Source organism: Fulvimarina fulva (assembly GCF_039652615.1).
Lineage (GTDB): Bacteria > Pseudomonadota > Alphaproteobacteria > Rhizobiales > Rhizobiaceae > Fulvimarina.
This window is the reverse complement of the sequence record NZ_JBDJAC010000022.1, coordinates 1-25,928: the sequence shown is the minus strand read 5'-3', so window position 1 is coordinate 25,928 and position 25,928 is coordinate 1. Positions and strand designations below refer to the sequence as shown.

Below are 25,928 nucleotides of genomic sequence, written 5' to 3'. Positions count from 1 at the left end.
GCTCGTCCGTCGAACGGGACGGGCGGGGTCTTGCCGCTCTTCCGACCCGCGATGCGGTGCTGCCGATCATCTGCGCCCTTGCGGAATCTGCCGGCGCCGGCAAGCCCCTGTCCGCCGTGGTGCAGGAGATGAAGGCCGGCTTCACCGCGGCCGACCGTCTGAAGGAGGTTCCGGCTGAAAAAAGCGCGCCCTTCCTCGCCCGTCTTGCCGGGGACCGCGATTACGCGGCGCGTCTGTTCAAGCCGGTCGGCGAGATCGCTTCGGCCGATGATACGGACGGGGTGAGGACGATCCTCGAAAATGGCGAGGTCGTTCATTTTCGCGCCTCGGGCAATGCGCCGGAACTGCGCTGCTATATCGAGGCGGACAGCGAAGAGGCCGCGAAGGAGCGTCTCGACTGGGGTCTTGAGACAGCGCGCCGGGAACTCGGCTGAGCCGACAGCCGACCGGCACAAAACCTGCGCAAAGGAAAACCCTGACCGCTAAGGAAGGGGTTTTTCGAGATCCCAAGATCGGGTCGCGATCAGCGACGCCGCCTCTACCGGCTCTCAAACCCATGCAAGAGGACGAAGAAGGGCTCGGTTCTTGTGCAGCCGGCACCGTCTCGTTAGATGGGATGAGCCGCCGAGGAGGTCCGACAATTTCGCGAGAGAGCCTGCATATCGGCATCGATGCCAGGAACCTGACTGTGCAGCAGAGCGGGATCGGCCGCTATCTCGTCGAAACGACACGTCATCTCGTCCGGCAAGGCTGCGCCGTCACACTCTACCTTCCCCAACCACCCCATCACTCGTCTCCCAGCATCGACGGGGCCCGTCTGGTCGTCTCGAACTATCGCAGCCCGCCGGCGCGCATGTTCTGGGGGCAGACGGTGTTGCCTCGGCAGGTCGCATCGGACGGGGTCGATGTTTTCTGGGGGCCTGCTCATCGCCTGCCTGCAAGGCTCGCCGCGCCGATTCCCAAGGTCCTGACGGTGCTCGATCTCGTATGGATTCACGCCGCCCGGACGATGCGCAGGCGAACTTACATGGGCGAGCGCTTTTTCATGGGGCCGGCCGTGCGGGCAGCCGACGCAATCGTGACGATCTCCGAGGCAACGGCACGCGATCTCCTCGCTCGCTACGAGCTGCCGCATGACCGCGTCGAAACCATCTATCCGGGGGCGGCTGCACTCGTTGAGGGACGCGATCCGAACCTCTTGCGGCGTCTCGGGCTCGAGGGCGGCTACGCGCTCTTCGTCGGCACGCTCGAGCCTCGCAAGAACCTTCCGCGCCTGATCGATGCTTATAGCCGGCTGGAGCCAGCGCTGCGCTCCCGGTGCCGACTCGCGCTCGCCGGCGGCAGAGGCTGGCGCCAGCAGGATCTGGCCGATCTCGCCGCGCGGGCCGGGCTGTCTTCGGGCGAGGTGATTCCTGTCGGCTATCTCAACGAAGGTGAACTGGGTCAGCTCTATGCCCATGCGCGCTTCATTGCGATGCCGTCTCTCTACGAGGGTTTCGGCCTGCCGATCGTGGAAGCAAACGCCTTCGGTGTGCCGGTTTTGACGTCGGACCGTTCGTCGATGCCGGAGGTTGCCGGGCGCGCAGGACGTCTTGTGAACCCATTCGATGCGAACGACATCGCCCGTGGCTTCCGCGAACTCGTGGAGGACAACGAGCTGCATGCCACCCTCGCCGCAGCCGCGCGCGAGAATGCCCGACGTTTCGACTGGGGGCGATCGACGGCCCGCATCGTGGAACTCTTCGAACGGGTCGTCGCCGAACGCAGGCAAGCATGACGATACGCGTCCTCCATTTCTTCAAGACCTATCATCCAGACACGTTCGGCGGTGTCGAAAGGACGATCCACGCCATCGCGCGCTCGACGGCGCCGCTCGGCGTCGAGACGACGGTCTTATCGCTCAGTCGGGATCCGCAGAGCTCGCCTGCCACATTTTCAGGCCACCGGCTGATCAAGGCTCGCCTTGATCTCGACATCGCCTCGACCGGCCTTTCGCGGGAGGCGTTCGCGCTCTTCAGGGATGCTGCGCAAGAGGCGGATATCGTACACTACCATTTTCCCTGGCCGTTCATGGATCTCGTTCATTTTGCGAGCCGGCACGGAAAACCAAGCCTCGTCACCTACCATTCGGACATCGTCAAACAGAGGATGCTGAAACGGCTCTATGCGCCTTTGATGCACCGCTTTCTTGGTAGTGCGGACCGGATCGTCGCGACGTCACCGGGTTATATCGAGACGAGTCCTGTCCTCTCACGTTACCGCGAAAAGGTGTCGCTCGTGCCGATCGGCCTCGACACGGCGGACTATCCGCGACCGGCGCCGGAAGCGGTGGAACGGTGGCGCAACGCCTATACGCGCCCGATGTTCGTTTTTTCCGGGGTCCTTCGCTACTACAAGGGCCTGCACGTTCTAGTGGCGGCGGCGAAGGCCGTCAACGCGGAGATCGTCATCATCGGAAAGGGACCGATGGAAGCCGAACTTCTTCGGCAGGCCGAGAATTCGGGTGCGCGAAATATTCATTTCGTCGGCGCCATCGATGATGAGGAAAAAATGGCCGCCCTTTCGGCGGCGAGTGGTTTCGTCTTTCCGGCTACCCAGCGCTCCGAAGCGTTCGGTCTCGCGCTGCTGGAGGGCGCTATGGCGGGTCTGCCGCTCGTCTCGACGGAACTCGGCACCGGGACAAGCTTCGTGAATCTCGATGGGGTGAGCGGTATCGTCGTCCCGCCGGATAATCCTGAAGCGCTCGCTGCTGCGATGAACACGATCATCGACAACGACACCCTCGCAGCCAGATTCGGAGCGGGGGCTCGGGACCGTTTCGAGACCCTGTTCACGGCAAGCGCGATGGGGCAGAGCTATCTTCGGATCTACGAGAAGCTCCTATCGCGTTAGGGATGCCATAACCCGCTCAATTCGATACTGTAAAAGCTGCGCAATACCAACTAGAGATTAACTGCTGCTGGCTCGGTTAGACGAGATGCGCTTCCTGCTTCAAGAAACGCCGATTACAACGAACTTCCCAACACACGAAGAACGTCATCGACGCCTTTGGACAAGCCAGAATTATTTGGCCAATGATCTGCTTCATCTTCAAGAACGAAAATCCTGCGGCTCAAGCGCTCTACCCGGTCTGGGTAATACCGTTCCACCAAACGAAGTAAATCATCGGCGATTAAATTGGAGTGGCAGGCGATGCCGTCACTCTCCGTGACCGAGCTGAGCCAGGCATCACTTTCCAGCCCTACGGCCTCTTTTGATAACTCCAAAAGTGCATGGAAGTCGTTAGACAGGAAGATAACGATTTTGACACCGAGGTTTCGCATTCTGCGACGGTGTTTTGCCGACGATTCGGGATATCCCGCAGGCGGGTCGGTAATGATCATGATATCGCCCGCCGCGACATCGATGGGTTCATCTGGAAGAATGGTATCGGGGCAACCAAGAAGACGGGTCGTCAGTCGACGAGCGTAGTTATAGCCACCATTTTCCAAGCCATAAACAGGTTCCATCCTAACTGCAGACGGAGATTCAGCATCCAGGATTTCGAGGCTCTGAGAAAAAACGACTTGCAGTGACCGTTCGCATTCCGCGCTCATCATGGTCGAGACATCGAACAGCACTTGTTTCTGATGCGGACGTGCGGGGAACGTAAAGGACAAGGCTTCGGCGACGCGAAGCAAATCCTGATCAGAAGGGGGCTTCGGCAAATCTCTGATCGAAGACGCCAATGTCCGAACGCTAGTACTATCTTGCTCGTAGAATTTCTCTATCGCATCAAAATAATGTTGCGCGATCGTCTGGGGATCGTTTTTGGAGACGATCCGTTCACGGGCCGCTTCTCGTAGCCGGTTACGCTCGCTTCGATCCGTAAATAAAGTCTCTAATGCATTGGTAAGTTCGGCAAGCTCGAACTCATCGTCCAACATCACGACGGAATTTTGGTCGATTTCCGCCATGCTTCCATTCGCGTTGACAATCGTCGGTAGCCCATACTTCAAGCAGTCCAGAACCGCCGCCGACGTTTCGCCTCGGGAATTGCACCGCAACTGGACAGCAATATCGGTCGCGGCAAGATAGTTCTGAAATTCCGACTGCTCTATCCATCCCGTGATCAGGATTCGATCTTTGCCTTCGAAATTCGAGATTTCCTTGATTAATTCCCTGCCGTAGGACCCGGCATCATTTTCACCCACAAAAGCCAGAAAACAATTGGGATCGGACGAAAGGCGAGACTTCTTCCACGCCTGCAGCAACCTTATGCTCTGTTTGGTTGGGTTGACCATGCCAAAAGTCGACACGACCACATGATCGTCCTCGAAGCTAAACTTCTTACGGGCGGCGCTTCTATCGGCAGTCGTCGTGGCATCGCGCAAAAGGCCAACGACGCTCCACTTTTCGTCGACTTCGCCGTACCATTCCCGGGCCATTTTCGCTGCGGCAAATGAATGCGTGATGATGCCGAGGCTCTCTCGCAAAACATCGAGATTGGTAGGATAGGTCCATACCACCTCATTTGCCCGTGTTTCTAAGAACCGATCCCTGAAGGCAGAATAGCCGTGCGAATCGTAAAGTTGGTTCGTCCAATAGCCCGGCGCAAAGCCGTGAATTTCCATGTAATGGCTAATACCGGAAAGAAAAAAGTCGTGAAGCACAACGACACCCGGAATCTTCGCAATCAAACGAAACATATATTGATGAAAAGAGGAGTTGCCAAAATGGTATAGAACTCGATCGTAATTGTCGCGATGTGCAATCAGCCAGTCTGAATTACGTACCGCGCAGTTCTGATTGATCCAATCGTCAGAAACCGCCTCCTGATCAACGATGACATCGATCTGATAGTAGTGCGACAAGACGTGCAGAAGCTCTGCACTATAGTCCGCTATGCCGCTCCGTTCCGGCGGAAGGGGGGAAACGAATGCGAGTTTCGGCTTAGCTTTGGTGGAGCGATCAGGGAGCTTGCGGGCAACTTGGTTTTTTTCATGCAGGCGCTCCATCGCGGCGATAGCCGTTAGCGCGCTGTTGTCCCATGAAAATTTGTTAGCCTGTCGAACGCCGTGTTCAGCAAGGCGTTGGCGAAACTGCTCATCGGTCAGTCCGCGCTCCAAAGCACTCGTCATTGCCTTACGCGAATGGGGATCGAACAATGCTTCATCCCATCCAATCACCTCGGGAATGCTGGAAACGTTCGAGCCAATAACGGATGCGCCACATCGCATAGCTTCCAGCGCAGGAAGACCGAACCCCTCGTGCCAGGAAGGGAAAATGAAAAGTGTACAAATGTTATAAAGCATAATCAGATCATCTTCCGGCACGAAGCCGGTGACGACCAGTTCTCCCTCGGCCAGGCCTGCCCGCCTGGCAAGGTCTATCAATCGCTGTTTTTGTTCCGCTTGAGCTGAGCAGACGATCGCAAGATGGTGCTGCTTGCGAACTGATTCCGGCAGGGAGGCATAAGACTCGATCAGGGCGTCGAGGTTTTTGCGATAGTCGATTCCTCCCGTGTACATCACGAAAGGCCGATTGAGACCGTACGTGTTCCGTAGTTCCTCTTCTCGCCGCTCTGCGATTTCGATCCGGCCAAACTGGGGATCCGCATCCGTCGAGATCGTTACGCAGTGGTCGGCAGGCATGTCGAGATATTCGATCGCCTCCAGCCGAGCGGATTCCGAGATCGCCAAGCACAACGCTGCTTTGCGCAGATGATCGATCTTCTCGAGATACCACGTCTCTACAACTGGATTGTCGAGGTAGGGAGAGCGGTGAATAAAGGGTATGAGATCGTAAAGAATGACCGCTGTGGGAGGCCCTCCATCGATTTTTCCGATGCTCGCAACGGCATCGTCGCCAAGTCCCTCGAAAAGACTGCTTAGCAGAACGACGTCTGGTTTAAGACTCGCAAGGAACGTTTCGCGCGTGAGTTCAGCGACCTCGCGTCTCCAATTATTCGCCTTGTCGAGGTGGGTTACAGGCGAGGAGCTTACCCAGACACGGATGTTCTGCCTTGGCAGAAGGTTTTCGAGTTCTTCGACAATCGGTTCGACGGTGTCAGGGAAGAGATCGCTCAACGCAACAATGACATCGTGATCGCCACGATTGGCTAAAATGGCTTTCGTCAGCGCCATGGAATAGCGGCCGATGCCGCGCTTCCGGCTCCCAGTAGATTGCGCCCCCTGCAGGTCAATGACAATTCTCATCGATCGCCCTCGACTATTTCTGCTGGTGCGGATAGCATGTTGTAAATTACTCTTGATCTTCTTGATAGTTCTGGCGTTTCATTCAGGTATAGCGGCGGCTCGACGGGAGCCTGAAACGACATCTGACTTTGACGAAAGACGATGGATCGCAATCGGGATTGAGTGGAAGTCGGGAGCGTGTTCACGAACTTTCTGGCCCGCTTGGAGAGGGCTGGGCGGCGCGCGACGTAAAGCGCGAGATGCGAAAGCATCAGTCGCGCGAGGCGACGAGGCCGACTTCCCGGCTTGAATTTCAACCATGCGCTAGTACCATCCCGGAGCCATCGAACGGCCTGGGAGCTGCGTCGCAATGGTGCTGTCACGCGCCAAGACCGTGAAAGTCTGAAGGCACTAATTTGATTGCGCAACTCGGCAGCTTGATGCTGCGCTTCCCAGCTGGAATGCCGTTCAGCGGCTAGACGGCGATCAAATTCGTTTTGCTGATGGGCTATTTCCTGATTGTACCGATGCTCGGTAACGATCCGCGCTTCACTCTCACGGATGATCAGGCTTTTTAATTCGCTTAGCTCCGCTCCTATTTCTTCTCGATGCCATCGTTCAAAGGCGATCCGAGCCTCGCTCTCACGCGTGATAAGGTCATTTAATTGGTTTAGCCCCAGCGTTAATTCGTCTCGATGCCGTTGATCAGCAGCGATCCGAGCTTCACTCTCACGAACAAGGAGCCCTTCCAATTCGTTTCGTCTTGCGCTTTCCGCCTCGAACTGGGCGCGCATGTTCCGCCGATCGGCTTCTTTGTTTTCGCTATCTTGCTCTGCCGCCAAGCGAGCCGCGCGCTCACTCGCAATGACAGCATTCATCTCATCTGTGTCCACAAAATCTGACGCTGCGGTCAGCTTGAAGTGATCAAAAAAATTAGGGCCTGGTCCGAATGCTGCGCCGAGTTCGAGATGATCAGTGTGAACGTAAAATCGATTTAAGCCGTCGAAATATTTGAAATTGTAACCAAGACGGACAAGTATGTCTTCCCACTCCTGATAATTTTGTTCTTCCGATAAGGGTATTGTACTCTCAACTAAAACAATCCAGGGTCGAACGCTGGACGATTGCCACCCTTCGATGACCCGCTTTTCCATTCCTTCGACATCGATCTTCAGCCAGTGAATATTACGGTCGGCATAATCATCGAGTATAGAGGCGAGCGTCAGGCTTGGAATCGTGCGCTTTTGAACAGACCACCCTTGTGACTCATGCTCTCGAGCAATCTCTTCTTTACCAGTGCTCAGGCCTGTCGCGGCTATTTCGTAGAACGCGATCTCACCCTCTTCACGATCGAGGGCGACCTGAAGCACTTTCTCATCGGGGCGTGCGACCCTTAACTTTTCTGCGTAAGAAGCATTAGCTTCGACGTGAACGCCCCTCCATCCTCTATCATAAAAGGCCTTGCTTACGGATGCATCGACGGGGTCTTGAGCGCCAACATCGATGTAGAAGCCATGCTCTATGTGCTTCAGCGCTCGCCACAGAATAACATCTTCGAAATTTTGCGCGTGAGAAACAAAATTCATCTCGATGTTCTTTCGATCAAAAATTGCGCGTCCAACCACGATGTTCCTATGAAAACATCCTGATTTTGATTGATGACGTCAAAAACGATCGCGTTATCCTGCCATTCGTAGTTCTTGTCCATGTGAGTGTCCGAGCTCACCAGGGCTGGCGAAAACGAATATGAACCAGGGCCGATCCAGCATGTGAACGGCAGGCGAAACGTCACGGTTTCTCCTGCCGCGACATTGTCGACGATCTGTCGTGTGTGCCAAGTGTTCGTTCCCCAGACGACGTGGCCTGTTCGGCTGCGCAGCATGTATCCGAGCACAAGATGCGGCACCGGTTCACTCGCGTGGGCTACGAGCCGCATTTCCAGTTTCTGCCCAACCAGCGCAGTGCTGATCGGTTCGCTCGTCTCCGCGTCGACGAGCTCCATCGATAGGATCTTGGCTTCGAAGGTTCCTGATTTCGAATGCAGCCAGCCGTCGTTGTTGCGACGTTGTTCGACGGTCAGTTTGGCATTTTCCTTGGCTGCCAGAAGCGCATTATAGTAATCAACGACTTCATCTGGTGGGCCATCCTTGAGCACATTGCCCTTGTCCAGCAAAATGACGCGTTCGCATAACGCCCGAACGTCACCCATGGAGTGCGAAACAAGGATGATTGATGTGCCCTCGTCCTTAAACTGGCGGATTCGATCGAAGCTCTTGTGCTGGAAATAGCTGTCACCCACCGACAGGACTTCGTCGACAATCAGCACGTCAGGTCGGTGGGCTGTCGCCAGCGCAAATGCGAGGCGGGCCTGCATGCCACTCGAATAGACGCGGGTCGGTTGGTCGAAAAATTCACCGATCTCGGCAAAATCCTCGATGTCGGGCATCATTTCGCGCAGTTCGTCCTGCGAGAAGCCCATGAGGCCTCCTGCGTGATAGACGTTCTGGCGTCCGGTAAATTCCGGATTGAAACCAAGCCCGAGTTCGAGGATTGCGCTGATACGACCGAACACGCCGATATGTCCTGTAGTCGGACGGACTGTACCGGTGATCAGTTTAAGCAGCGTACTCTTGCCCGCGCCATTCTGGCCGATGAGCGCCAGGGCTTCGCCTCGCGCAACCTCGAACGAAATATCGCGATTGGCCCAATACTCCGAAACCGGGGTGATGCTAGCCCCGAACCAATTGGCAAATCGTTGGAGGTTGCTCGTATAGGCGGCGTAGCGTTTGCCGACATTTGAGACAGTCATGATCGTAGACGTCATCAAAGGGCATCCACAAGTTCGGGGCTCGCACGGCGAAAAATTATGAAAGATGCGATGACTGCGACGGCGCCTAATATCGCTGAGGGGAGTATGGTATTGAAATCCGGCGCCTGATTCAGAAGCAGCGCGTCCTGATAGATGCCAACTAAACCTGTCATCGGGTTCATTTCGATGTAAGCCTGGACGCTTTCCGGAACCATGTTCTTGACGTAGACAATTGGGGTTAACCAAAACCACAACTGGGTCAGGACGAGCATGACCTGACCGACATCCCGGACAAAAACATTGATCACCCCTAAGAAAACGCCGAGCCCGAAAGAGAGAGCCGAGATGAGCAAGATGCCGATCGGCAAATAGATCCAGGCAATTCCCGGATAGTGGCCGAAGAAAAGGAAGATGACGGCGATCGCCAGCAGCAGCAGCAGATGATTGAGGATCGCGCTGCCCCAAACGATTACTGGCAGGCACAGGCGCGGAAACGCGATTTTCTTCATGGCAGAGGCCTGATCTATGAAGATGGTCATGCTGCGGTTAAGGATCTCGGAGAACAGACCCCAAGCAGCCATGCCGGAAAGAAGATAGATCGGATAGGCCGCGCTACTGTCCATGTTCGGCAGTCGCGCCTGCATGACCTCTGCAAGCACGATCGAGAAGATCAGGGATTGCGCCAACGGATGCAGGATAAACCAGAAGCCACCCAGATACGAGCGAGCGAAGCGTCCCTTCAGGTCTCCGCGTATCGATGACATGATGAAATAACGATAGTGCCAGAGGCTTCTCAGCACGATAGGCTCCAAGATGGCTTATTCGTCGGCATGAATGCGATCTCTCCAATCGGAAAGCACGGCAGCTAACGTCTCTTCGAGTTGAAACTGAGGCGTCCAGTTCAGACGATCCCGTGCAGCGCTTGCGTCGCCGCAAGCGACCGGAATGTCAACGGGACGAAGTCGATCCTGAGCGACTGCAATCTCGATATCATGACCGGACAGGCGCAGGAGCGTGTCCAGAATTGAACGGATGCTTGCGGGCTTGCCGGAGGCGAGATTGAAAACGCTTCCATCCAGGTCCCGATCTTCGCCGAGCGCCGCAAGTGCATAGGCGCGCGCGACATCCCGCACGTCGAGAAAATCCCGGCGTGCGCTCAGATTTCCAACCTCCACGACCGGCGGCGCAAGTCCCGCTTCGATCCGCGCGATCTGGCTGGCAAAAGCCGGAATGACATAGGTTTCAGACTGGCCGGGACCCGTGTGATTGAACGGGCGGAAGCGAACACAACGCAAGCCATCGAAAAACATCTGGCCCACGGCAATGTCGGCCGCAGCCTTTGTCGCGCCATAGACGTTAGCGGGCTTCAGTGGCGTGTCTTCGTTCACGGCGCAGTCGCCGGCTTCGGCGAAAGATTGCCCGTAGGCCTCGGAACTGCCGGCGAAGATGAAGCGCGCGTCCGGCGCCTCATCAAGTACGGCCGAGGCCAGATTGAGTGTACCTCGAAGATTGACGTTCCAGGCTTGTCCCGGATCTCGGCCGGCTTCACGCGGGGCAGCCATCGCCGCCAGATGAACGACCGCGGTCGGCTGAACCTCGCGAACCGCAGCCGACACAGCTGCCGCGTCCGCGAGGTCGAAGGTCACATCATCGCCGGCACTGCGTCCGGCGGACACCAGTTCCAGACCGGTGTCGACCGGAAAATCGCGCAGAACCTTCAGCAACCAGGTGCCGACAAATCCAGACGCGCCGGTTATCAGAATCCTGTGCTGCGCCGTCATTCAGCTACGACCTCAAGCGGACTGAAAACGGGTCAACCGCTTCAGATCAGCATCGACCATTTCGACGATCATCTCTTCGAGGGTGATCTCCGCCTCCCAACCGAAGACATCCTTGGCCTTCTTCGGATTGCCCAAGAGCACATCGACTTCGGCCGGACGGAAGAGTTCCGGATCGATGACCAGATGCTTGTCGATGTCGAGGCCCGCATGTTCGAAAGCGATCTTGCACATATCGCGAACGGTGGTGGTGCGGCCGGTCGCAACAACGTAATCGTCGGCAACCTCCTGCTGGAGCATCATCCACATGGCGCGGACGTAATCCTTGGAATGGCCCCAATCGCGTTTGGCGTCGATATTGCCAAGTCGCAACTCATTCGCCAAGCCGAGTTTGATGCGGGCAACACCATCGGTGACCTTGCGGGTCACGAATTCGATCCCGCGAAGCGGGGATTCGTGATTGAACAGAATGCCGCTCGAAGCATGAAGGCCGAAACTTTCACGATAATTGACGGTCAGCCAATGACCGTAGAGCTTCGCTACGGCATAGGGCGAGCGCGGGTAGAACGGCGTGCTCTCCGATTGCATCTCTTCCTGAATGAGGCCGTACATTTCGGAAGAAGACGCCTGATAGAAACGCGCTTCCGGACTTTCCAGGCGAACCCCTTCGAGAATGTTGGCCACACCGATGCCGGTTACCTGACCGGTCAGGATCGGTTGTTGCCAGGAGGACTTCACGAAAGACTGGGCGCCCAGATTGTAGACTTCGTCCGGCTTCACGTCGCGAAGGGTGCGGATGACGCCGGAGAGATCGAGGAGATCGCCATCGACGATTCTGACGTCGCGGGTGATGCCGAGCCAATCGAGGCGGCTCAGATTGACGTCGGACGTGCTCGACCGGCGTGCAAGGCCATGGACTTCATAGCCCTTCTCGAGCAAAAATGCCGCCAGATAAGCACCGTCCTGGCCGGTAATGCCGGTGACCAAAGCTGTCTTGCTCATATGTGTCTCCTTTTTCCCCGTGAATCAGCCATTCGAATATTCGTGGGTATAGCGTTTCTATGGAGGCAACTGGCAGCCTGCAAAAATGCGCAGGCTTCCAGAGGCCGTTTGGCGCAGGTCTTTACTCTGGCATCGTCGCAAGGTCGAGAGCGGTTTCGTCAGGAAGTACGAGTTTGCGACAATCGTTTGGACGAAACATTGAACCGCGCCGGCTTTCCCGGAGGCTCCAACTTCCAAACAGTATGGAGCCATAACGAGCAAAACGACGAACAAGTTTTCTCCTCGGGTGCGCGAGCGCGCGGTGCGGTTGGTGCTGGATAACGAGGCTGATCATTCCTCCCGTTGGACAGCCTGCCACTCGATTTCGGCAAAGATCTTCTGCTCAGCGCACACGCTGCTCGGTTGGGCAAAGAAGGCCGAAGTCGATGCCGGCAAGCGGGTGGGTTTGCCAACGGATACAGCCGAGAAGATGAAGGCTCTCGAGTGGGAGAACCGGGAACTTCGGCAGGCCGACGAGATCCTGCGCAAGGCTTCTGCGTCTCCACCGTCACTCGGACCGGGGGGTATGGCGGCTCCGCCTTTGCCCAGGCGGAGCTCGACCGCCCATTCAAACGATGATCGCGTTTATCGACGATCACCGCGAGGCCCATGGGGTCGAGCCGATCTGCAAGGTGCTGCCGATCGCCCTCCTGAGCCGGTCGAAGGGCGACCTACCGCGAGCACCTCGCCAAGCGCGCCGATCCAGAGAAACTGTCGGCGCGGGCAAAAAGGGATCTGGAGCTCTTGCCGGAGATCGAGCGCGTCGGGTCGTGTCCCCGAACGTGGTGTAGCTGAGCGGCCACCGAGGGTTCCGCGGTAGGATCGGGTTGCGAGACGCAACCGAACCGAGGGGTGCCCCCGATGACCAAACCCATGATGGACCTGCGCGCCCTGGTCGAACAGAGCGCCGACGCCGATATCCTGCGCGAGATGATCGGCTTTGCCGCCGAACGGCTGATGGAGCTGGAGGCAAGCGCCGCCACCGGCGCGGCTTACGGCGAGAAGAGCGCCGATCGCCTGGCCCAACGCAACGGATACCGCGAGCGCGACTGGCAGACACGCGCCGGGAATGTGGAACTGCGGATCCCGAAGCTGCGCACCGGCTCCTATTTCCCATCCTTTCTGGAGCCGCGCCGCGCCGTTGAGAAGGCGCTCGTGGCCGTGATCCAAGAAGCATACGTTCACGGCGTGTCGACCCGCTCCATGGACGATCTCGTCCAGGCCATGGGCGGCACGGGGGTTTCACGCAGCCAAGTCTCGCGGCTTTGCGAAGACATCGATGAACGCGTCGACGCCTTCCTGACACGGCCGATCGAAGGCGAATGGGTCTATCTTTGGATCGACGCCACCTATTTGAAGGTCCGTCAGGCTGGGCGCATCGTCTCCGTCGCGGTCACCCTCGCCGTCGGCGTCAACCGCGATGGTCGCCGCGAAGTCCTTGGCATGGCGATCGGCCCGTCCGAAGCAGAACCGTTCTGGACGGACTTCCTGCGCGGGCTCGTCCGGCGCGGCCTCACCGGCGTCAAACTGGTGATCTCCGATGCTCACGAGGGCATCAAAGCCGCCGTCGCTCGTGTCCTGGGCACGAACTGGCAGCGTTGCCGGGTGCACTTTCACAGAAACGCCCTGGCCCATGCCGGCAAGAACAGCCGGCGCGTGGTCGCTGCCTTCATCGCCACCGCGTTCGCCCAGAACGACCCTCAGAGCGCCAGTAAACAGTGGCGCCACGTTGCCGATCAGATGCGTGGCAAGCTGCCGAAACTGGCGAACCTCATGGATGACGCCGAAGAGGACGTCCTTGCCTGTATGATACCGCCGGACGAATGAATTGACCCGTTGGGTCAATCCACGCCCGGCAAACGGCTCAAACGCCGCTCGGGCTGCCGACGACCCATGAAACCGATGGTTTCAAAGGTCCGCCGGTATGAGCTTCCCGCCGCAGCACCGGGCGAAGTTGCACTCGACAAACCCGATCGAGCGCCTCAACGGCGAGATCAAGCGACGCACCGACGTCGTCGGCATCTTTCCGAACGAGAAGGCCATCACACGGCTCGTCGGTGCCATCCTCATGGAGCAGAACGAGGAATGGGCCGTCCAGCGTTCAAGACACATGACGCTGGAAACTCTCGCTCCGGTCTGCGATGATCCCATCATCAGCCTGCCCGCTGCATGACAGGCTGAGCAGCTCGACGCTCCCGCGATCGGCGAGGCCAGACGCCAGCTACACCACGTGATGGGACACGATCGGCGACTTCATGAGCCATGACGACGCCCGCGCCAAGATGGAGGCTTGGCGTAGAGACTATAACGAGGTTCGACCTCACAGCGCGATCGGTCATAAGACGCCGATCGAGCTGCTGAAATTCTCAGGCGACGCGGTGTCGGCCTGAGCTGCAACCCCCGGAAATTCTCCAGCCGGGCGGACCAAAAACGGAGGGCACTTCAGAGGACGGATGGGATGAACGCCTTTCGGCATGGGCCTCTGGGGCATCCTGCTCCTCGTCGTCCTCGCACTCGTCGTCGCGGCCCTGGTGAAATTCCTGAGCGGCTGACGACGAGCATAGGCTGTCAGAAGATGCCGTTCGCGTGCTGGACCTCACGCACATAGGCGACGATGTCTCCGACCTGTCGCGGCGTGATCCCTTCGACCGGAGGCATGTTCCCGAACTGCCAGTGATGGGCGCGGGCCCCTTGCGTAGCGGCGATCAGGAAGGCCTGATCGCCGTGATGGTTCGGCTCGTAGATCGGGTGGATGAGCGGCGGTCCCTGTTCCGTGCCGCCTGCGTTCTTGCCGTGGCAGGCCGCGCAGTTCTCTGCGAAAAGGGCCTGTCCCTTGGTCGCCTGAGCCGTAAGTTCGGGTACGTTCACGTCGACGATATGATCGGCCTGGGCGCCGCCGGGCGTCATAGTGTTCCATACGAGAAATGCGCCGATCACGACGATGCCGAGGACGAGCCCCGTTCCGGTCTTGTTTAATTTCACTCGTCTTTCCTCAAGCCACTTCGAACCAGGTGATCATGCCGCCTGCCGAATGCTCGAGCATGTGGCAATGGAGCAGCCACTTGCCGGGATTGTCGGCGACGAAGCCGATTTCCATCGTCTCGTCGGGAAGGGTCAGTGCGGTATCGCGCAGCGCATCGTCGCCGGTCGGCTCTTCGTTGCGAGACAGCACCTGAAAATGATGGCCATGCATATGCATCGCGTGCGGCCAGCCGGTGACGTTCCTGATCGTCATCACGACCGCGCGACCGCGCTCGAACCGGCCGACAGGGTCGTCGAGGTCGCCAGCGATGCCGTTGAAGGCCCAGACACGGCCCATGCCGACCAGTTCGCGAATGCCCATCTCCCGGCCCTGATGCATCGCGCCGCGCATGGTTCCCATGGCGCCACCTTCCATCAGGAGTTCGGCCCGCGCCGCGCCGGCCCAGTTGGTGGGGAGGCTTGGCCCCGATTTCGGGAGTGGCGCGGGGTCGGGCATCGAGCCGCGGACTGGGTCTCCGGAAACTGCGATCTCCGCGATCTCCACTGGTCCGCTGTTGGTATGGATAACGAGTGAGGCCGGCGTTCCGGCCTCGGGCACGTCGACGAGGACGTCTATGCGCTGGGCCGGCGCCAGCCAGATCGGATCGGTCTGTTCTTCGATATCCGTCGGCATGCCGTCGAGCGCCAGACGGTGGACGCGGGTTCCAGGCAGGCCGAGTTCCATGATGCGGGCGTTGGCTGCATTGATCAGACGGACGCGAATACGCTCGTTGGGTCTGACTTCGAATCTGGGCTTCGAGATCCCGTTCACCGTGACGAAGTTGCCGAGCCGTCCCCCATGGCTCCAGTCCATCATCTCGCCGAAACTGTCGTCGATCGTCGCGCTCTCCGTAAGACGCCAGTCGTCGACGACGAGAACGAGATCACGATCGGCACCGTCCCAGGGTTCGGCTTCCTCGACGATGAGCGCGCCATGCAGCCCTCGCGCATTCTGCTCCCAGGATCGATCGTGCGAGTGATACCAATAGGTTCCGGGGTCGGGGGCGACGAAGTCGTAGGTAAAGCTCTGGCCCGGCGCGATCGCTTCCTGGGTGAGGCCGGGCACACCGTCCATCGCGTTGTCGATCCGGATGCCGTGCCAGTGGACACTCGTCGGCTGGTCGAGGTCGTTCTGGACGGTCGCGCGCAAGCGGTCGCCGGCCTTCACCCTCAAGACGGGGCCGGGCGCGCTGCCGTTGAACGCCCAGACCGGTGTCGCCGGTCCGAGGTCCTTGGAAACGAGTTGCTGCGTGCCGGGAGAAACGCGCAGCGAGATGTTCTGGATTCGCCCGGCGTCGGCGTTCGCTATCCGCGGAAGGCCCATGATCAGCGGGACGGCCGCACCGGCTTTCAGGAATTGGCGTCGATTAAACATGGCGTTCGGCCTCCTCAGTCGAGGTTCATGGGCGGAGTGGCGACGCTGGTGAGCGTCGCGGTCAGCAGGAAGATCAGAACCACGGCGCCGCATTCCAAGGCGATCGAGCGCTTAAGCCGCAATGCCGTTCCAGGTTCGCCCGTCCGCAGGCCAGGCACGAGCAACAGCTTGTTCCATGCCGCGAGGGCGAGCAGGACAAGGACGAGCGCAACCTTCGCCATCAAGGTGAGGCCGTAGGCCGTGCCGAAGAGCCCGGCGAGCGAGCCAACGGATATCCAGGCAAAACCCAGACCGGCGAGAACGAGGACGGCGACGGAGGCGCCAGCGATTTTGCCGAAGCGGTGGAGGATCGCGTGGCCCTCCGAATTATCCGTCGCCATGAAGAGCGGATGGAAAGCGCCGATCCAGAAGGCTCCAGTCAGGACGTGAAGGGTGAGAAGCGCAGCCAGAAACGCCCGCTCGCCCCCGAGGCTATGGCCGACCTCCGTGAAGGCGATGGCGACGAGCGTCGCGCCGATCAGCGAAAGCGCGGCGGGGATCGGTCCGCGAAGAAGGAGAGCGAGGATCAGCCCGAAACCCATCGCCTGGATGAAGGCGGCGGTACCAAGCGGACTTTCCCAGACGATCTGCACCATGGTGGGATCGATCATCCCGTCTGCGCCCATACCGGAGATCCGAGCGGCTCGAACACCAATCCTCAAGGAGAGATTGAGAAGGCCGATGACGGCCGCCGACGCCGTCAGGATCCGCGTCGACCGCCCGATTTTCTCGGGAAGCTCTGGAAAAACCGCGATGAACAGAGCGCCGCCCATGGCGAGAAACGCGGCAGCATAGCCGACGGCCTTGACGGCGATCGCAGCGATCGCCCAGGCGTCGATATCCGAAAGACCTTCGAAAGCGATCGCAAAATCGAAGATCACGGCGAAACGTCAAAGGCAAAATCGCCCTTCATCGGATGGCCGTCAGAGGAGAGCCCGCGCCACTCGACTTTGTAGGAACCCGGCTCGAGGTCAGCCTGCGGCTTTACGACATAGCGGGTCGTCGGCTCCGTGCCCTGCTCGCTGCTGAGTTCGATCGATCCCGAACCGCCGTCGATCGAGATCGCGGTGACCCGCATCGGCTTGTCGAATTCGAGGACGACCTCCTCAACCATTTCGACCTCGGCCCGGTCCGCCGGCTCGGTTGTCTCCTCCTTGGAGTGCGCAAGCACACCGCCGGACACGAAAGCTGCGATGGCAGTCGCGAGAATGATGGGCTTCATGTTTCCTCCAGTGACAACGCCCTCCGAGGCCGTTCCCACCCCGCATGCTGCACGATTACCTCATATCGATGACGGTCAGCTTACCGCGCAAACGCTTGGCCACAAACTCGCTCATCTGGGCTTCACCGGCCCGATTCAGCATGAGCGGCTCCTCAGCCGAGAAGACCATGGTCGTGGCTGGCATCTCGAGACCCTTCAGTTCCCAAAGCGTGACGGCGCGCTTCTCGACCTTTTGGTTTCCACGTTCCGGGCGCTCCCGTAAAATCGTCGGCCCACGTCGCCGACAGGGGCAAGGTTGTATTGAGACGCGATGCGACCTCGGCTTCGAAGAGATGGAAGCCTCTCATTTGCCTGGATAAGGCTCCCCTGACGGAGACGATCGAAGGGGTCGTAGGGCACCCTGATAAACGGCGAGTCCGCGGAAGCCGCGACGCATGCGTCTCAGAGGCATCTGCCATCGTCAGGCAGCACGAACAGATCAAGCGAGAAACAATCGAACACTGGTGCTTGCAACACCGCAAGCCCGCCGCCTAAAACCAAAACGGAGACGAGTTCCACTCCCGCTCGTCAACGCCGCGCTCTGCGCAAAATGTTCCGACGACGGACAGGTTACCCATGAAGAGATTTTTGCTCCTTGTTCTTGCTGGGATTGGGCTGGTTTCCTCTGGCTTCCAATATCCGGGCGGAACCGGGGCGGCGGCCCAAGATGGCGCCAGATCGACTGTCATCGGCGAGATCGTCAGCCGTCAGGGTGGAGTTCTTGCTGCCGCGATCGCGGCCCCTGTTGCCGAAGTCCTGATCGTCGCAGGTGATCGGGTCTCAAAGGGCCAGGCCCTCGCGCGCCTCGATATCGCGGACCGTCGCGCGGATCTCGATACCGCCGAAGCTCAGATCGCCGTCGCCGAAGCACAGGTCTTCGCCCGACAGGCAGCCCTTGAGGCTGAGCGTTTCAGACTGGGTCGGCAGGAAAACTTGCGCGGAAGTTCGGCTTTCAACGCGTCCAGGCTCGAGGACAGCCAGGCCGAGGCCGCGCGGCTGACGGCGGAGATCGCTGTGGCACGGGCCCAGTTCGCGGAAGCGAAAGCGAAAAGCGCGCGGTTGCAGGTCGACGTGGAGCGCGCCCAGGTGCTTGCGCCTTACGACGCCGTCGTCACCGAGCGGGAGATCGAGGCGGGAGACTTCGTGACGCCGGGACGTCGCATGTTCACCTTGGTCGACATCTCCAATCTGGAAGTCGAGGCCGATGTCCCTGTCGATGCACTACCCGCTCTCAAAGAAGGGGCAAAGATCGAAGCCGAAACGCGTGACGGCATCGCAGTGACGACGCGGGTCCGCGCGCTCATTCCTGTCGAAAATCCGCTGACACGGACGCGGACGGTTCGTTTCACGATCGAGAGTGATTCCGCTTTCGCCGTCGGGCAATCCGTCGAACTCCGACTTCCCGGAGCGGGACGGAGCTGAAGGAGCGCGGTTTCGATCGCGACCCCGGCTTCGAAACGAATGGAGACCTTCGGCTGCCACGTCGTACCGTGACATCGCCGGGAATGGATTTCTGCGCCGCACGTTGCTATACGGGATTCCATGTTGCATGCGCTCGGCCACTTCAGACGTACGTACGCGGGGTTTGCCCTCGTGTTCGTTGTGATGTTCGGCGCACTCGTGGCACCCGTCTATGCGGCGTCGATGGCTCTCTGCTCTTCAGCTCATACCGAACACGCCACTCCGTCCTCCCCGACGGGTCTCGATGGTGCCGATCATGCCGACATGAACATGTTGGATATGGCGCCGGATAAGTTCGAGGTCGCGCCGGAGGCCGTGTCCTGCTGCCCGGCTCAGGTGTTTTCTGAGGGCGCTCGACACACATCGCCCCTGTCCCGCAGTGCCAACATTCCCCTCGACATGACGCACGAGTCTCGTGCGGCACTCGCAGATCCTGGCGTCGATCTCCAGCCTCCGCGCGTTTGACACCCGCCAGAGCCGGCGGGTGAAGCGGCTCGTTTCAAAAATCTGACAGACTCCTTCAGGAGGCGCGGCCATGCGCGGTCGTTACGTTGCGCTGTCGATCCTCGCCCTAGGCGCAGGCTTCGCCGGCGGAATCGCCATTGAGCGTTTATACTTCTCGGCCCCATCCGAGGGCGGCGATGACGGGCCGAAGGTGCTCTATTGGGTCGCCCCGATGGACGCGAATTTTCGCAAGGACAGTCCCGGCAAATCGCCCATGGGAATGGATCTCGTGCCCGTCTATGAGGGGGACGAGCCCTCGGGTGATCCGCAGGAGGTCGAATTGTCGGCGCAGGAGGTGAATGCCATCGGCGTGCGCACGGCCGTTGCGCGAGTCGAGGCGGTGGCGCCATTCGTCGAGACCGTCGGCTTCGTCACCTATGACGAGGATGCGACCAGCCACGTCCATGCCCGCATCCCAGGCTATGTAGAGGATCTGCGCATACGCTCGCTCGGCGATCCTGTGCGCGAAGGCGAGCCGCTGTTCGAGATCTATGGCCCGCGCCAGGAGCGCACCGGCACGGATCGCATCGGCTCTCCAACGGAATATCTGCGGGTCAACGCGCCGCAGTCGGGTGTGGTGACGGCACTGAACGCTTCGGATGGCATGTATCTGGAGCCGGGCGTTCGCGCCATGTCGATCACCGATCTCTCCTCGGTCTGGGTCGTTGCGGACGTGTTCGAGAAGGATATCGGACGACTCACCGAGGGGATCCATGCGGAAGCCCGTTTCGAGCCGTTGCCGGGCAAGGTCTTCGAGGGCAAGGTCGATTACATCTATCCCGAACTCGATCAGAAGACGCGCACGCTGTCCGTACGGTTGCGCTTCGACAATTCCGACCTCAGCCTGCGGCCTAACATGTATGGCCGCATTCGTCTCACAGGCGCGCTGGTCAGCCAGGCCGTTACGGTTCCGAGCGAGGCGGTGATCCGCACGGGGCGGGCGGAACGGGTGATCCTGCGGACCGGCGAAGGCACTTTCCGCCCCCGGCTCGTGACCACTGGCCTGCGTGACGGCTTCGGAGAGGGCGGGCGCACGGAGATCGTGCAGGGCCTAAGCGCGGGTGAGGAAGTGGTCGCCTCGGCGCAATTCCTGATCGATAGCGAAAGCGCCTTATCGGCTGGCACCACGCGCATGGCCCCCACCGCCGGCGCGCCCGCCACCGGAAAAGGGATGCTGGTTTCGAACGATCCCCAGCGCAACACCGTCACCATCGAGCACGCGGCAATCCCGGCGCTCGACTGGCCCCCGCTCACCACCAGTTTCGCCCTGAAGGACGGCGCTCGCCTCGACCGGGTAGAGCCGGGCCAGGCAGTGCGCTTCTCGCTGGCGCGTGGGTCCGACGGGCTGCTCTCGCTCGTGAAGATTGGGCGTGACGACGGGGTCGACGCAACGGGCCTGGCCACCGTTCATGCGGTGACGCCGGATGGAAAACTCAGCGTCAGCCACGATCCGATACCGGCGTTGAGCTGGCCTGCCATGACCATGGATCTGCCGGCGCAGAACGTCGATTTCGACGCGGTGCCACTGGATACGCGCGTGGAAATCGACCTCTCGGAAGGAGAAGACGGCGTCTACAGCATCATCGCCGTGCGTCCGGTCGCAGACGAGGCGACACCCCCCCCAACGCAGAATACGCCTGCCGCGGATGCGGACTCCGATCTGATGACCGTTTCCGGCACGATCAACTCCGTCGATGTGGCGAAAGGCACTGCGAACGTCACCCACGGCCCGATGACCAAGATCGGAATGCCCGGCATGACCATGGATTTTGGCCTCGGAAGCGGCCTCGATCCGTCCGCCTTGCCGATCGGCACGGAAACCGATCTCACCCTCGCCATGAATCCCGCGACCTTCGAGATGACGCTTGTTGGCGCCGAAAATTCAGAGGGGAGCACATCCGGCGAACCCAACCCGAAAGACACTATGGCGGTGTCGGGCACGATTAATTCAGTCGATTCGGCGACGGGCAAGGCGAATATCACCCATGGGCCCATCGCGGACATCGGGATGCCCGGCATGACCATGGACTTCGGCTTGGGCGCGAAACTTGATTCCTCCGCCTTGCCGGTCGGCGCGGAGACGACGCTGTATTTCGCTATGGACCCGGAAACCTTCGAGATGACCCTCGAAGGTTTCGAGCTGGTGGAGGGCGCCGAGCCGCCGATGGAAGTCTCAGGCAAGGTGAACTCCGTCGATCCGAAGACCCGTAAGGCCAACATCACTCACGGTCCAATGGCCGACATCGGGATGCCCGGCATGACCATGGATTTCCCCATGGCCGAAAGCCTCGTGCCGGATGACATACCGCTCGGGGAGGAGACGACGCTACTGATCTCCCTGGATCCGGCCACCTTCGAGATGACGCTGGAAGGGGTCGCGCGTTGATCCCCGCACTCATCCGCGCCTCCATTGCCAATCGGGTCATCGTGGTCGCGCTCGGCATCATGCTGGCGCTCGGCGGTACCTGGGCGGTTATGCGCACGCCGGTCGATGCGATCCCGGACCTCTCGGACGTGCAGGTGATCATCAAGACCCCATTTCCGGGACAGGCCCCGCAACTGGTCGAGGATCAGGTGACCTATCCGATCGCCTCGGCCATGCTGGCCGTGCCGGGCGCGACCGATGTGCGCGGATTTTCATTCTTCGGAGACAGCTATGTCTACATCGTCTTCGAAGACGGCACCGATCTCTACTGGGCGCGCACGCGGGTGCTGGAATATCTCGCGCAGGTCCAATCTGGCCTGCCGGAGGGCGCGACGCCGCAGCTCGGCCCCGATGCCACGGGAGTCGGCTGGATCTATCAATATGTTCTGATCGACCGAAGCGGCACACACGACATCGCCCAGCTTCGCGCGCTGCAGGACTGGTGGCTGAAATTCGAGTTGCAGGCTGTGAACGGCGTCGCGGAGGTCGCCACCATCGGCGGCATGGTGCGGCAGTATCAGGTCGTGGTCGATCCCCACAAGCTGCGGGCCTACGACCTGACTTTGCCAGAACTCCGCCGCGCCATCGAGAACGCCAATCGCGAAACCGGCGGCAGCGTGCTGGAGATGGGCGAGGCGGAATTCATGGTCCGGGCGACCGGCTACATCGAAAGCCTCGACGACCTGGCCAGCGCCCCGGTGCGCGTCAATGAACGCGGCGCGGCGCTGACGCTCGGCGATGTCGCCGAGGTCCGCATGGGGCCGGAACTGCGGCGCGGTGTGGGCGAGTTCAACGGCGAGGGCGATGCCGTCGGCGGCGTTGTCATCATGCGCTGGGGCGGCAACGCTCTCGCCACCATCGAGGCGGTGGAGGCGCGTCTGGTCGATCTCCGCGCCTCGCTACCCGAAGGCGTCGAACTCGTCACCACCTACGATCGTTCAGGGCTGATCGAGAGGGCGATCGTCAACCTTCAGGACAAGCTGACCGAGGAATTCATCGTCGTCGTGCTTGTCTGCGCGGCCTTTCTCCTGCACCTGCGTTCGTCGCTCGTGATCCTGTTGACGCTTCCCCTGGGTATCCTCTCCGCCTTCGTCGTGATGAGATTTCAGGGCGTGAACGCCAACATCATGAGTCTCGGCGGAATTGCCATCGCTATCGGGGCGATGGTGGACGCGGCCATCGTGATGATCGAGGCGCTGCATCGGCGCATCGAGCGCGAGCCGCTCACGCCCGAGAACCGCTGGCGCATTGTGAGCGAGAGCGCATCCGAGGTGGGCTCGGCGCTCTTCTTCTCGCTCGCGATCATCACCGTCAGCTTCCTGCCGGTCTTCGTACTGGAGGGGCAGGAGGGCCGGCTGTTCAAGCCGCTCGCCTTCACCAAGACCTATGCGATGGCGGCGGCGGCGATTCTGTCGGTGACGCTGGTGCCGGTGCTGATGGGCTATTTCGTGCGAGGGAAGATCGTTCCCGAACGGAAAAATCCCCTGAACCGTCTTTGTATCGCGCTTTACCGCCCGTTTCTCGACGCGGCAGTGGCCTGGCCGGTGGCGACCGTCGCTTGCGCGGTGCTGATCGTCGCCTCGATGGCCTATCCCATGCAACGCATCGGGACGGAGTTCATGCCGGAACTCAACGAGGGCGACTTCCTCTACATGCCGTCCCTTTATCCGGGCGTTTCGATCGGCAAGGCCCGCGAGGTTCTGCAACAGACCGACAGGCTGATCGCCACGGTGCCGGAGGTGAAGACCGTCCATGGCAAGCTTGGCCGTGCGGTCACCGCCACCGACCCCGCGCCGCTGACGATGATCGAGACGACCATTCAATTGAAACCCGAGGATGAATGGCGCCCCGGTATGACGATGGCCGGCATTCGCGACGCGCTCGATAGCGCCGTGCAGATTCCCGGGGTCACCAATGTCTGGATACAGCCGATCAAGAACCGGATCGACATGCTTGCCACGGGCATCAAGACCCCGGTTGGCGTGAAGGTGACCGGCGCTGACCTCAACGTCATCGAGCAGATCGCAGTCGAGGTCGAACGTGCCGTCGGAGGCATCGAGGGTACGGCCTCCGCCTATGCCGAGCGACCTGTCGGCGGGCGCTTCATCGAGGTGGATATCGACCGTGACGCGGCCGCCCGCTACATGCTCTCCATCGCCGACGTCCAGCAGGTCGTGCAGATGGCGGTCGGTGGTGTAAACATTTCCGAGACGGTGGAGGGACTGGAGCGTTTCCCCATCAACCTGCGCTATCCTCGCGATTGGCGCGACAGCCCGGAGCGTCTGCGCGAACTCCCGCTGGTCACGCCCTCGGGCGCCCACGTCCCTCTCGGACAGGTGGCAGAGATCCGTCTGGTCGACGGTCCCGGCATGATCCGCTCCGAAAATGCGCGTCGCACCGGCTTCGTCTTCATCGACATCGCGGACCGCGATCTCGGCGGTTATGTCGAGGAGGCGCAACGGGTCGTGGCCGAGGAGGTCACGCTTCCGCCGGGCTATTCCATAGCCTGGTCCGGTCAGTACGAATACATCGAGCGGGTACGGTCGAAGCTGACGCTGGTCGCCCCGGCCACTATCGGCCTCATTATTCTCATGCTGTTCATGGAGTTTCGCCGCGTTCAGGAGGTCGCAATTATCCTGACCGCACTGCCCGTCGCTCTTTCAGGCGGTGTGTGGCTGGTCTGGTATCTGGGTTTCGACATGTCGGTCGCCGTCCTCGTCGGCTTCATCGCGCTAGCCGGGGTCGCGGTAGAGACGGCGATCGTCATGCTGCTCTACCTCAACCTTGCCTGGAAGCGGAGGATCGAGGAGGTGCAAGACCGTCCGCTGACGCAGCGCGACGTGGAGGAGGTTGTCTTCGAGGGAGCGCTTCTGCGACTACGACCCAAGGTCATGACCGTCGCCACCATCTTCGCCGGGCTCATCCCAATCATGTACGGGACTGGCACCGGCTCCGAAATCATGCAGCGGATTGCCGCCCCTATGATCGGCGGCATGGCCACCGCCACGCTGCTCACACTTTTCGTCATCCCCGCCGTCTTCACAATCTGGAAGCGGCTGGAGATCGGCTCCCGCAACCGGGAACGCCTGCGCGGAACCGGAGGCGCCGAGCCGACCATCGCTGCCCCCGCGGAATAATCAAACCTCAGGAGAATTAAATGCGCATCATCACGCTCGCCCTCTCGGCAACCCTCTTCACCGCCCCCGCCTTCGCGGACAACCACATGACGCATGAGGGCATGAACCATGGCAGCATGACCATGGACGGCATGAATGATGGCTCCATGAACCATAGCAGCATGGATCACGGCGCCATGAAGCATTCGGACATGGAGGGCATCCATACCACCGCCACGATCAACCGCATCGACGGCGACACGATCAATGTCAGCCATCCTGCGATCCCCGCGTTGCGCTGGCCGCCCATGACCATGGACATGACGCTGCTCGACGGCGCCGAGGTGGGAGAGATATCGGAAGGCGACCAGGCCATGCTCATGCTGGAGCAGGGCAAGGACGGCATGGTCGGCATCCGTGCCGTAATGCCGGCCGAATAAGGCCTCAAGGACGCTACGCGTCCCTTCCGGCTCCGACGCTTGCGCCCGCTGCGTCGAGGCTGCTGAAGGTGGGCGTACCGTCCTGCGCGGCGTCGAGCGCACGGCGCTGGTTTTCGGACTGACACGATTGATCACCGTAGCAGTCCGGACGCCCGCGGTCATCGCGGGCGTCTCTATCGGGTTCACAATTGACGGAGCGGCGAACTACTGACCGATCTGTCCGCTGGCCATTCGGTGCCGGGCGCCGCTCAACGGACCACCCGCCTGCTACGCCGAAAACGGCTACGAGGCAAACACTGCACTGAGAAATTCCATGTTCCTGTTTGAGGAGCAGCCGAAACGTATTTACTAGGCCTCGCGGACAAAGGGTAGCCAAAGTTTGATTGCTGCAATGGAGACGAAGCCGAGATAGGACTCTCTGGTTTTGTCGTATCGGGTAGCGACCCGTCGCCAGTTCTTGAGTTTGTTGAACAGGCGCTCGA

At 60.2% G+C, this 25,928-nt stretch carries 18 protein-coding genes, 6 pseudogenes and 1 other annotated feature; of the genes and pseudogenes, 12 read left to right on the top strand and 12 right to left on the bottom strand.

The features are described from left to right. The 3 genes and pseudogenes from ABDX79_RS19085 to ABDX79_RS19075 form a co-directional block, all read left to right on the top strand. Window positions 1-434 (top strand): annotated as a pseudogene (locus ABDX79_RS19085) (phosphomannomutase); the annotation flags it as partial. A gap of 182 nt (window positions 435-616) precedes the next feature. After that, window positions 617-1,777 (top strand): glycosyltransferase family 4 protein, encoded by a 1,161-nt coding sequence (locus ABDX79_RS19080; RefSeq protein WP_346221891.1) that lies wholly within the window; start codon window positions 617-619, stop codon window positions 1,775-1,777. A 2-nt stretch (window positions 1,778-1,779) separates the two neighbouring features. After that, window positions 1,780-2,892 (top strand): glycosyltransferase, encoded by a 1,113-nt coding sequence (locus tag ABDX79_RS19075; protein WP_346221892.1) that lies wholly within the window; start codon window positions 1,780-1,782, stop codon window positions 2,890-2,892. Window positions 2,893-3,005: 113 nt separating this feature from the next. On the opposite strand, the gene ABDX79_RS19070 is transcribed toward ABDX79_RS19075, so the two are convergent. Genes ABDX79_RS19070 through ABDX79_RS19045 form a run of 6 tightly spaced genes read right to left on the bottom strand, consistent with a single transcriptional unit; the run spans window position 3,006 to window position 11,765 of the window. After that, window positions 3,006-6,197, bottom strand: coding sequence for a glycosyltransferase (locus tag ABDX79_RS19070; protein ID WP_346221890.1), 3,192 nt, complete (start codon window positions 6,195-6,197; stop codon window positions 3,006-3,008). After that, entirely contained in the window at window positions 6,194-7,801 is a 1,608-nt protein-coding gene (locus tag ABDX79_RS19065) for an FkbM family methyltransferase (protein WP_346221889.1), read from the bottom strand. Before ABDX79_RS19065 ends, ABDX79_RS19070 begins: the two co-directional genes overlap by 4 nt. Beyond that, complete coding sequence (locus ABDX79_RS19060; RefSeq protein WP_346221888.1) at window positions 7,759-9,000, bottom strand: ABC transporter ATP-binding protein; 1,242 nt, start codon at window positions 8,998-9,000, stop codon at window positions 7,759-7,761. Before ABDX79_RS19060 ends, ABDX79_RS19065 begins: the two co-directional genes overlap by 43 nt. Then, window positions 9,000-9,785, bottom strand: a complete 786-nt coding sequence (locus ABDX79_RS19055; protein ID WP_346221887.1) for an ABC transporter permease — start codon at window positions 9,783-9,785, stop codon at window positions 9,000-9,002. Before ABDX79_RS19055 ends, ABDX79_RS19060 begins: the two co-directional genes overlap by 1 nt. 18 nt (window positions 9,786-9,803) lie before the next feature. Further along, window positions 9,804-10,766: a GDP-mannose 4,6-dehydratase gene (locus tag ABDX79_RS19050; RefSeq protein ID WP_346221886.1), complete on the bottom strand. Its 963-nt coding sequence runs from the start codon at window positions 10,764-10,766 to the stop codon at window positions 9,804-9,806. Between the two features lie 12 nt (window positions 10,767-10,778). Then, entirely contained in the window at window positions 10,779-11,765 is a 987-nt protein-coding gene (locus ABDX79_RS19045; RefSeq protein WP_346221885.1) for a GDP-mannose 4,6-dehydratase, read from the bottom strand. Window positions 11,766-12,015: 250 nt separating this feature from the next. Between ABDX79_RS19045 and ABDX79_RS19040 the strand changes: the two are divergent. From ABDX79_RS19040 to ABDX79_RS19025, 4 pseudogenes are all read left to right on the top strand, one after another. Beyond that, a pseudogene (locus tag ABDX79_RS19040) lies at window positions 12,016-12,569 on the top strand (transposase); the annotation flags it as partial. Then, window positions 12,341-12,454 (top strand) — a sequence feature (AL1L pseudoknot). (Overlaps the previous pseudogene by 114 nt.) Window positions 12,570-12,665: 96 nt before the next feature. Then, a pseudogene (locus ABDX79_RS19035) lies at window positions 12,666-13,607 on the top strand (IS256 family transposase); the annotation flags it as partial. 120 nt (window positions 13,608-13,727) lie between these two features. After that, a pseudogene (locus tag ABDX79_RS19030) lies at window positions 13,728-13,977 on the top strand (transposase); the annotation flags it as partial. A 79-nt stretch (window positions 13,978-14,056) separates the two neighbouring features. Then, a pseudogene (locus tag ABDX79_RS19025) lies at window positions 14,057-14,194 on the top strand (integrase core domain-containing protein); the annotation flags it as partial. 178 nt (window positions 14,195-14,372) lie between these two features. Here the strand turns inward: ABDX79_RS19025 and ABDX79_RS19020 are convergent. The 5 genes from ABDX79_RS19020 to ABDX79_RS19000 are packed head-to-tail and all read right to left on the bottom strand — an operon-like array spanning window position 14,373 to window position 17,645. Further along, window positions 14,373-14,786, bottom strand: a complete 414-nt coding sequence (locus ABDX79_RS19020; protein ID WP_346221884.1) for a c-type cytochrome — start codon at window positions 14,784-14,786, stop codon at window positions 14,373-14,375. Between the two features lie 10 nt (window positions 14,787-14,796). Beyond that, a complete protein-coding gene (locus ABDX79_RS19015) occupies window positions 14,797-16,200 on the bottom strand; it encodes a multicopper oxidase family protein (protein ID WP_346221883.1) in 1,404 nt (467 codons plus the stop codon). Window positions 16,201-16,214: 14 nt separating this feature from the next. Next, a complete protein-coding gene (locus ABDX79_RS19010; protein ID WP_346221882.1) occupies window positions 16,215-17,120 on the bottom strand; it encodes a copper resistance D family protein in 906 nt (301 codons plus the stop codon). Next, on the bottom strand, window positions 17,117-17,461 hold the full coding sequence (locus tag ABDX79_RS19005) for a copper resistance CopC family protein (protein ID WP_346221881.1): 345 nt from the start codon (window positions 17,459-17,461) through the stop codon (window positions 17,117-17,119). The genes ABDX79_RS19010 and ABDX79_RS19005 overlap by 4 nt, the downstream gene beginning before the upstream one ends. A gap of 55 nt (window positions 17,462-17,516) precedes the next feature. Continuing rightward, window positions 17,517-17,645 carry a hypothetical protein gene (locus tag ABDX79_RS19000; protein WP_346221880.1) on the bottom strand — a complete coding sequence of 43 codons (129 nt, stop codon included), beginning with the start codon at window positions 17,643-17,645 and terminating at the stop codon, window positions 17,517-17,519. A 431-nt stretch (window positions 17,646-18,076) separates the two neighbouring features. Between ABDX79_RS19000 and ABDX79_RS18995 the strand changes: the two genes are divergently transcribed. The 5 genes from ABDX79_RS18995 to ABDX79_RS18975 all read left to right on the top strand — a co-directional run bounded on the left by ABDX79_RS18995 (window position 18,077) and on the right by ABDX79_RS18975 (window position 25,446). Then, window positions 18,077-18,922, top strand: a complete 846-nt coding sequence (locus tag ABDX79_RS18995) for an efflux RND transporter periplasmic adaptor subunit (protein WP_346221879.1) — start codon at window positions 18,077-18,079, stop codon at window positions 18,920-18,922. Window positions 18,923-19,093: 171 nt separating this feature from the next. Next, on the top strand, window positions 19,094-19,426 hold the full coding sequence (locus tag ABDX79_RS18990) for a hypothetical protein (RefSeq protein ID WP_346221878.1): 333 nt from the start codon (window positions 19,094-19,096) through the stop codon (window positions 19,424-19,426). A gap of 70 nt (window positions 19,427-19,496) precedes the next feature. Further along, entirely contained in the window at window positions 19,497-21,851 is a 2,355-nt protein-coding gene (locus ABDX79_RS18985) for an efflux RND transporter periplasmic adaptor subunit (protein WP_346221877.1), read from the top strand. Further along, window positions 21,848-25,027 carry an efflux RND transporter permease subunit gene (locus tag ABDX79_RS18980; RefSeq protein WP_346221876.1) on the top strand — a complete coding sequence of 1,060 codons (3,180 nt, stop codon included), beginning with the start codon at window positions 21,848-21,850 and terminating at the stop codon, window positions 25,025-25,027. Before ABDX79_RS18985 ends, ABDX79_RS18980 begins: the two co-directional genes overlap by 4 nt. Window positions 25,028-25,047: 20 nt before the next feature. Next, window positions 25,048-25,446, top strand: a complete 399-nt coding sequence (locus tag ABDX79_RS18975) for a copper-binding protein (RefSeq protein ID WP_346221875.1) — start codon at window positions 25,048-25,050, stop codon at window positions 25,444-25,446. 348 nt (window positions 25,447-25,794) lie between these two features. Here the strand turns inward: ABDX79_RS18975 and ABDX79_RS18970 are convergent. Then, window positions 25,795-25,928: pseudogene (locus tag ABDX79_RS18970) on the bottom strand (IS5 family transposase); the annotation flags it as partial.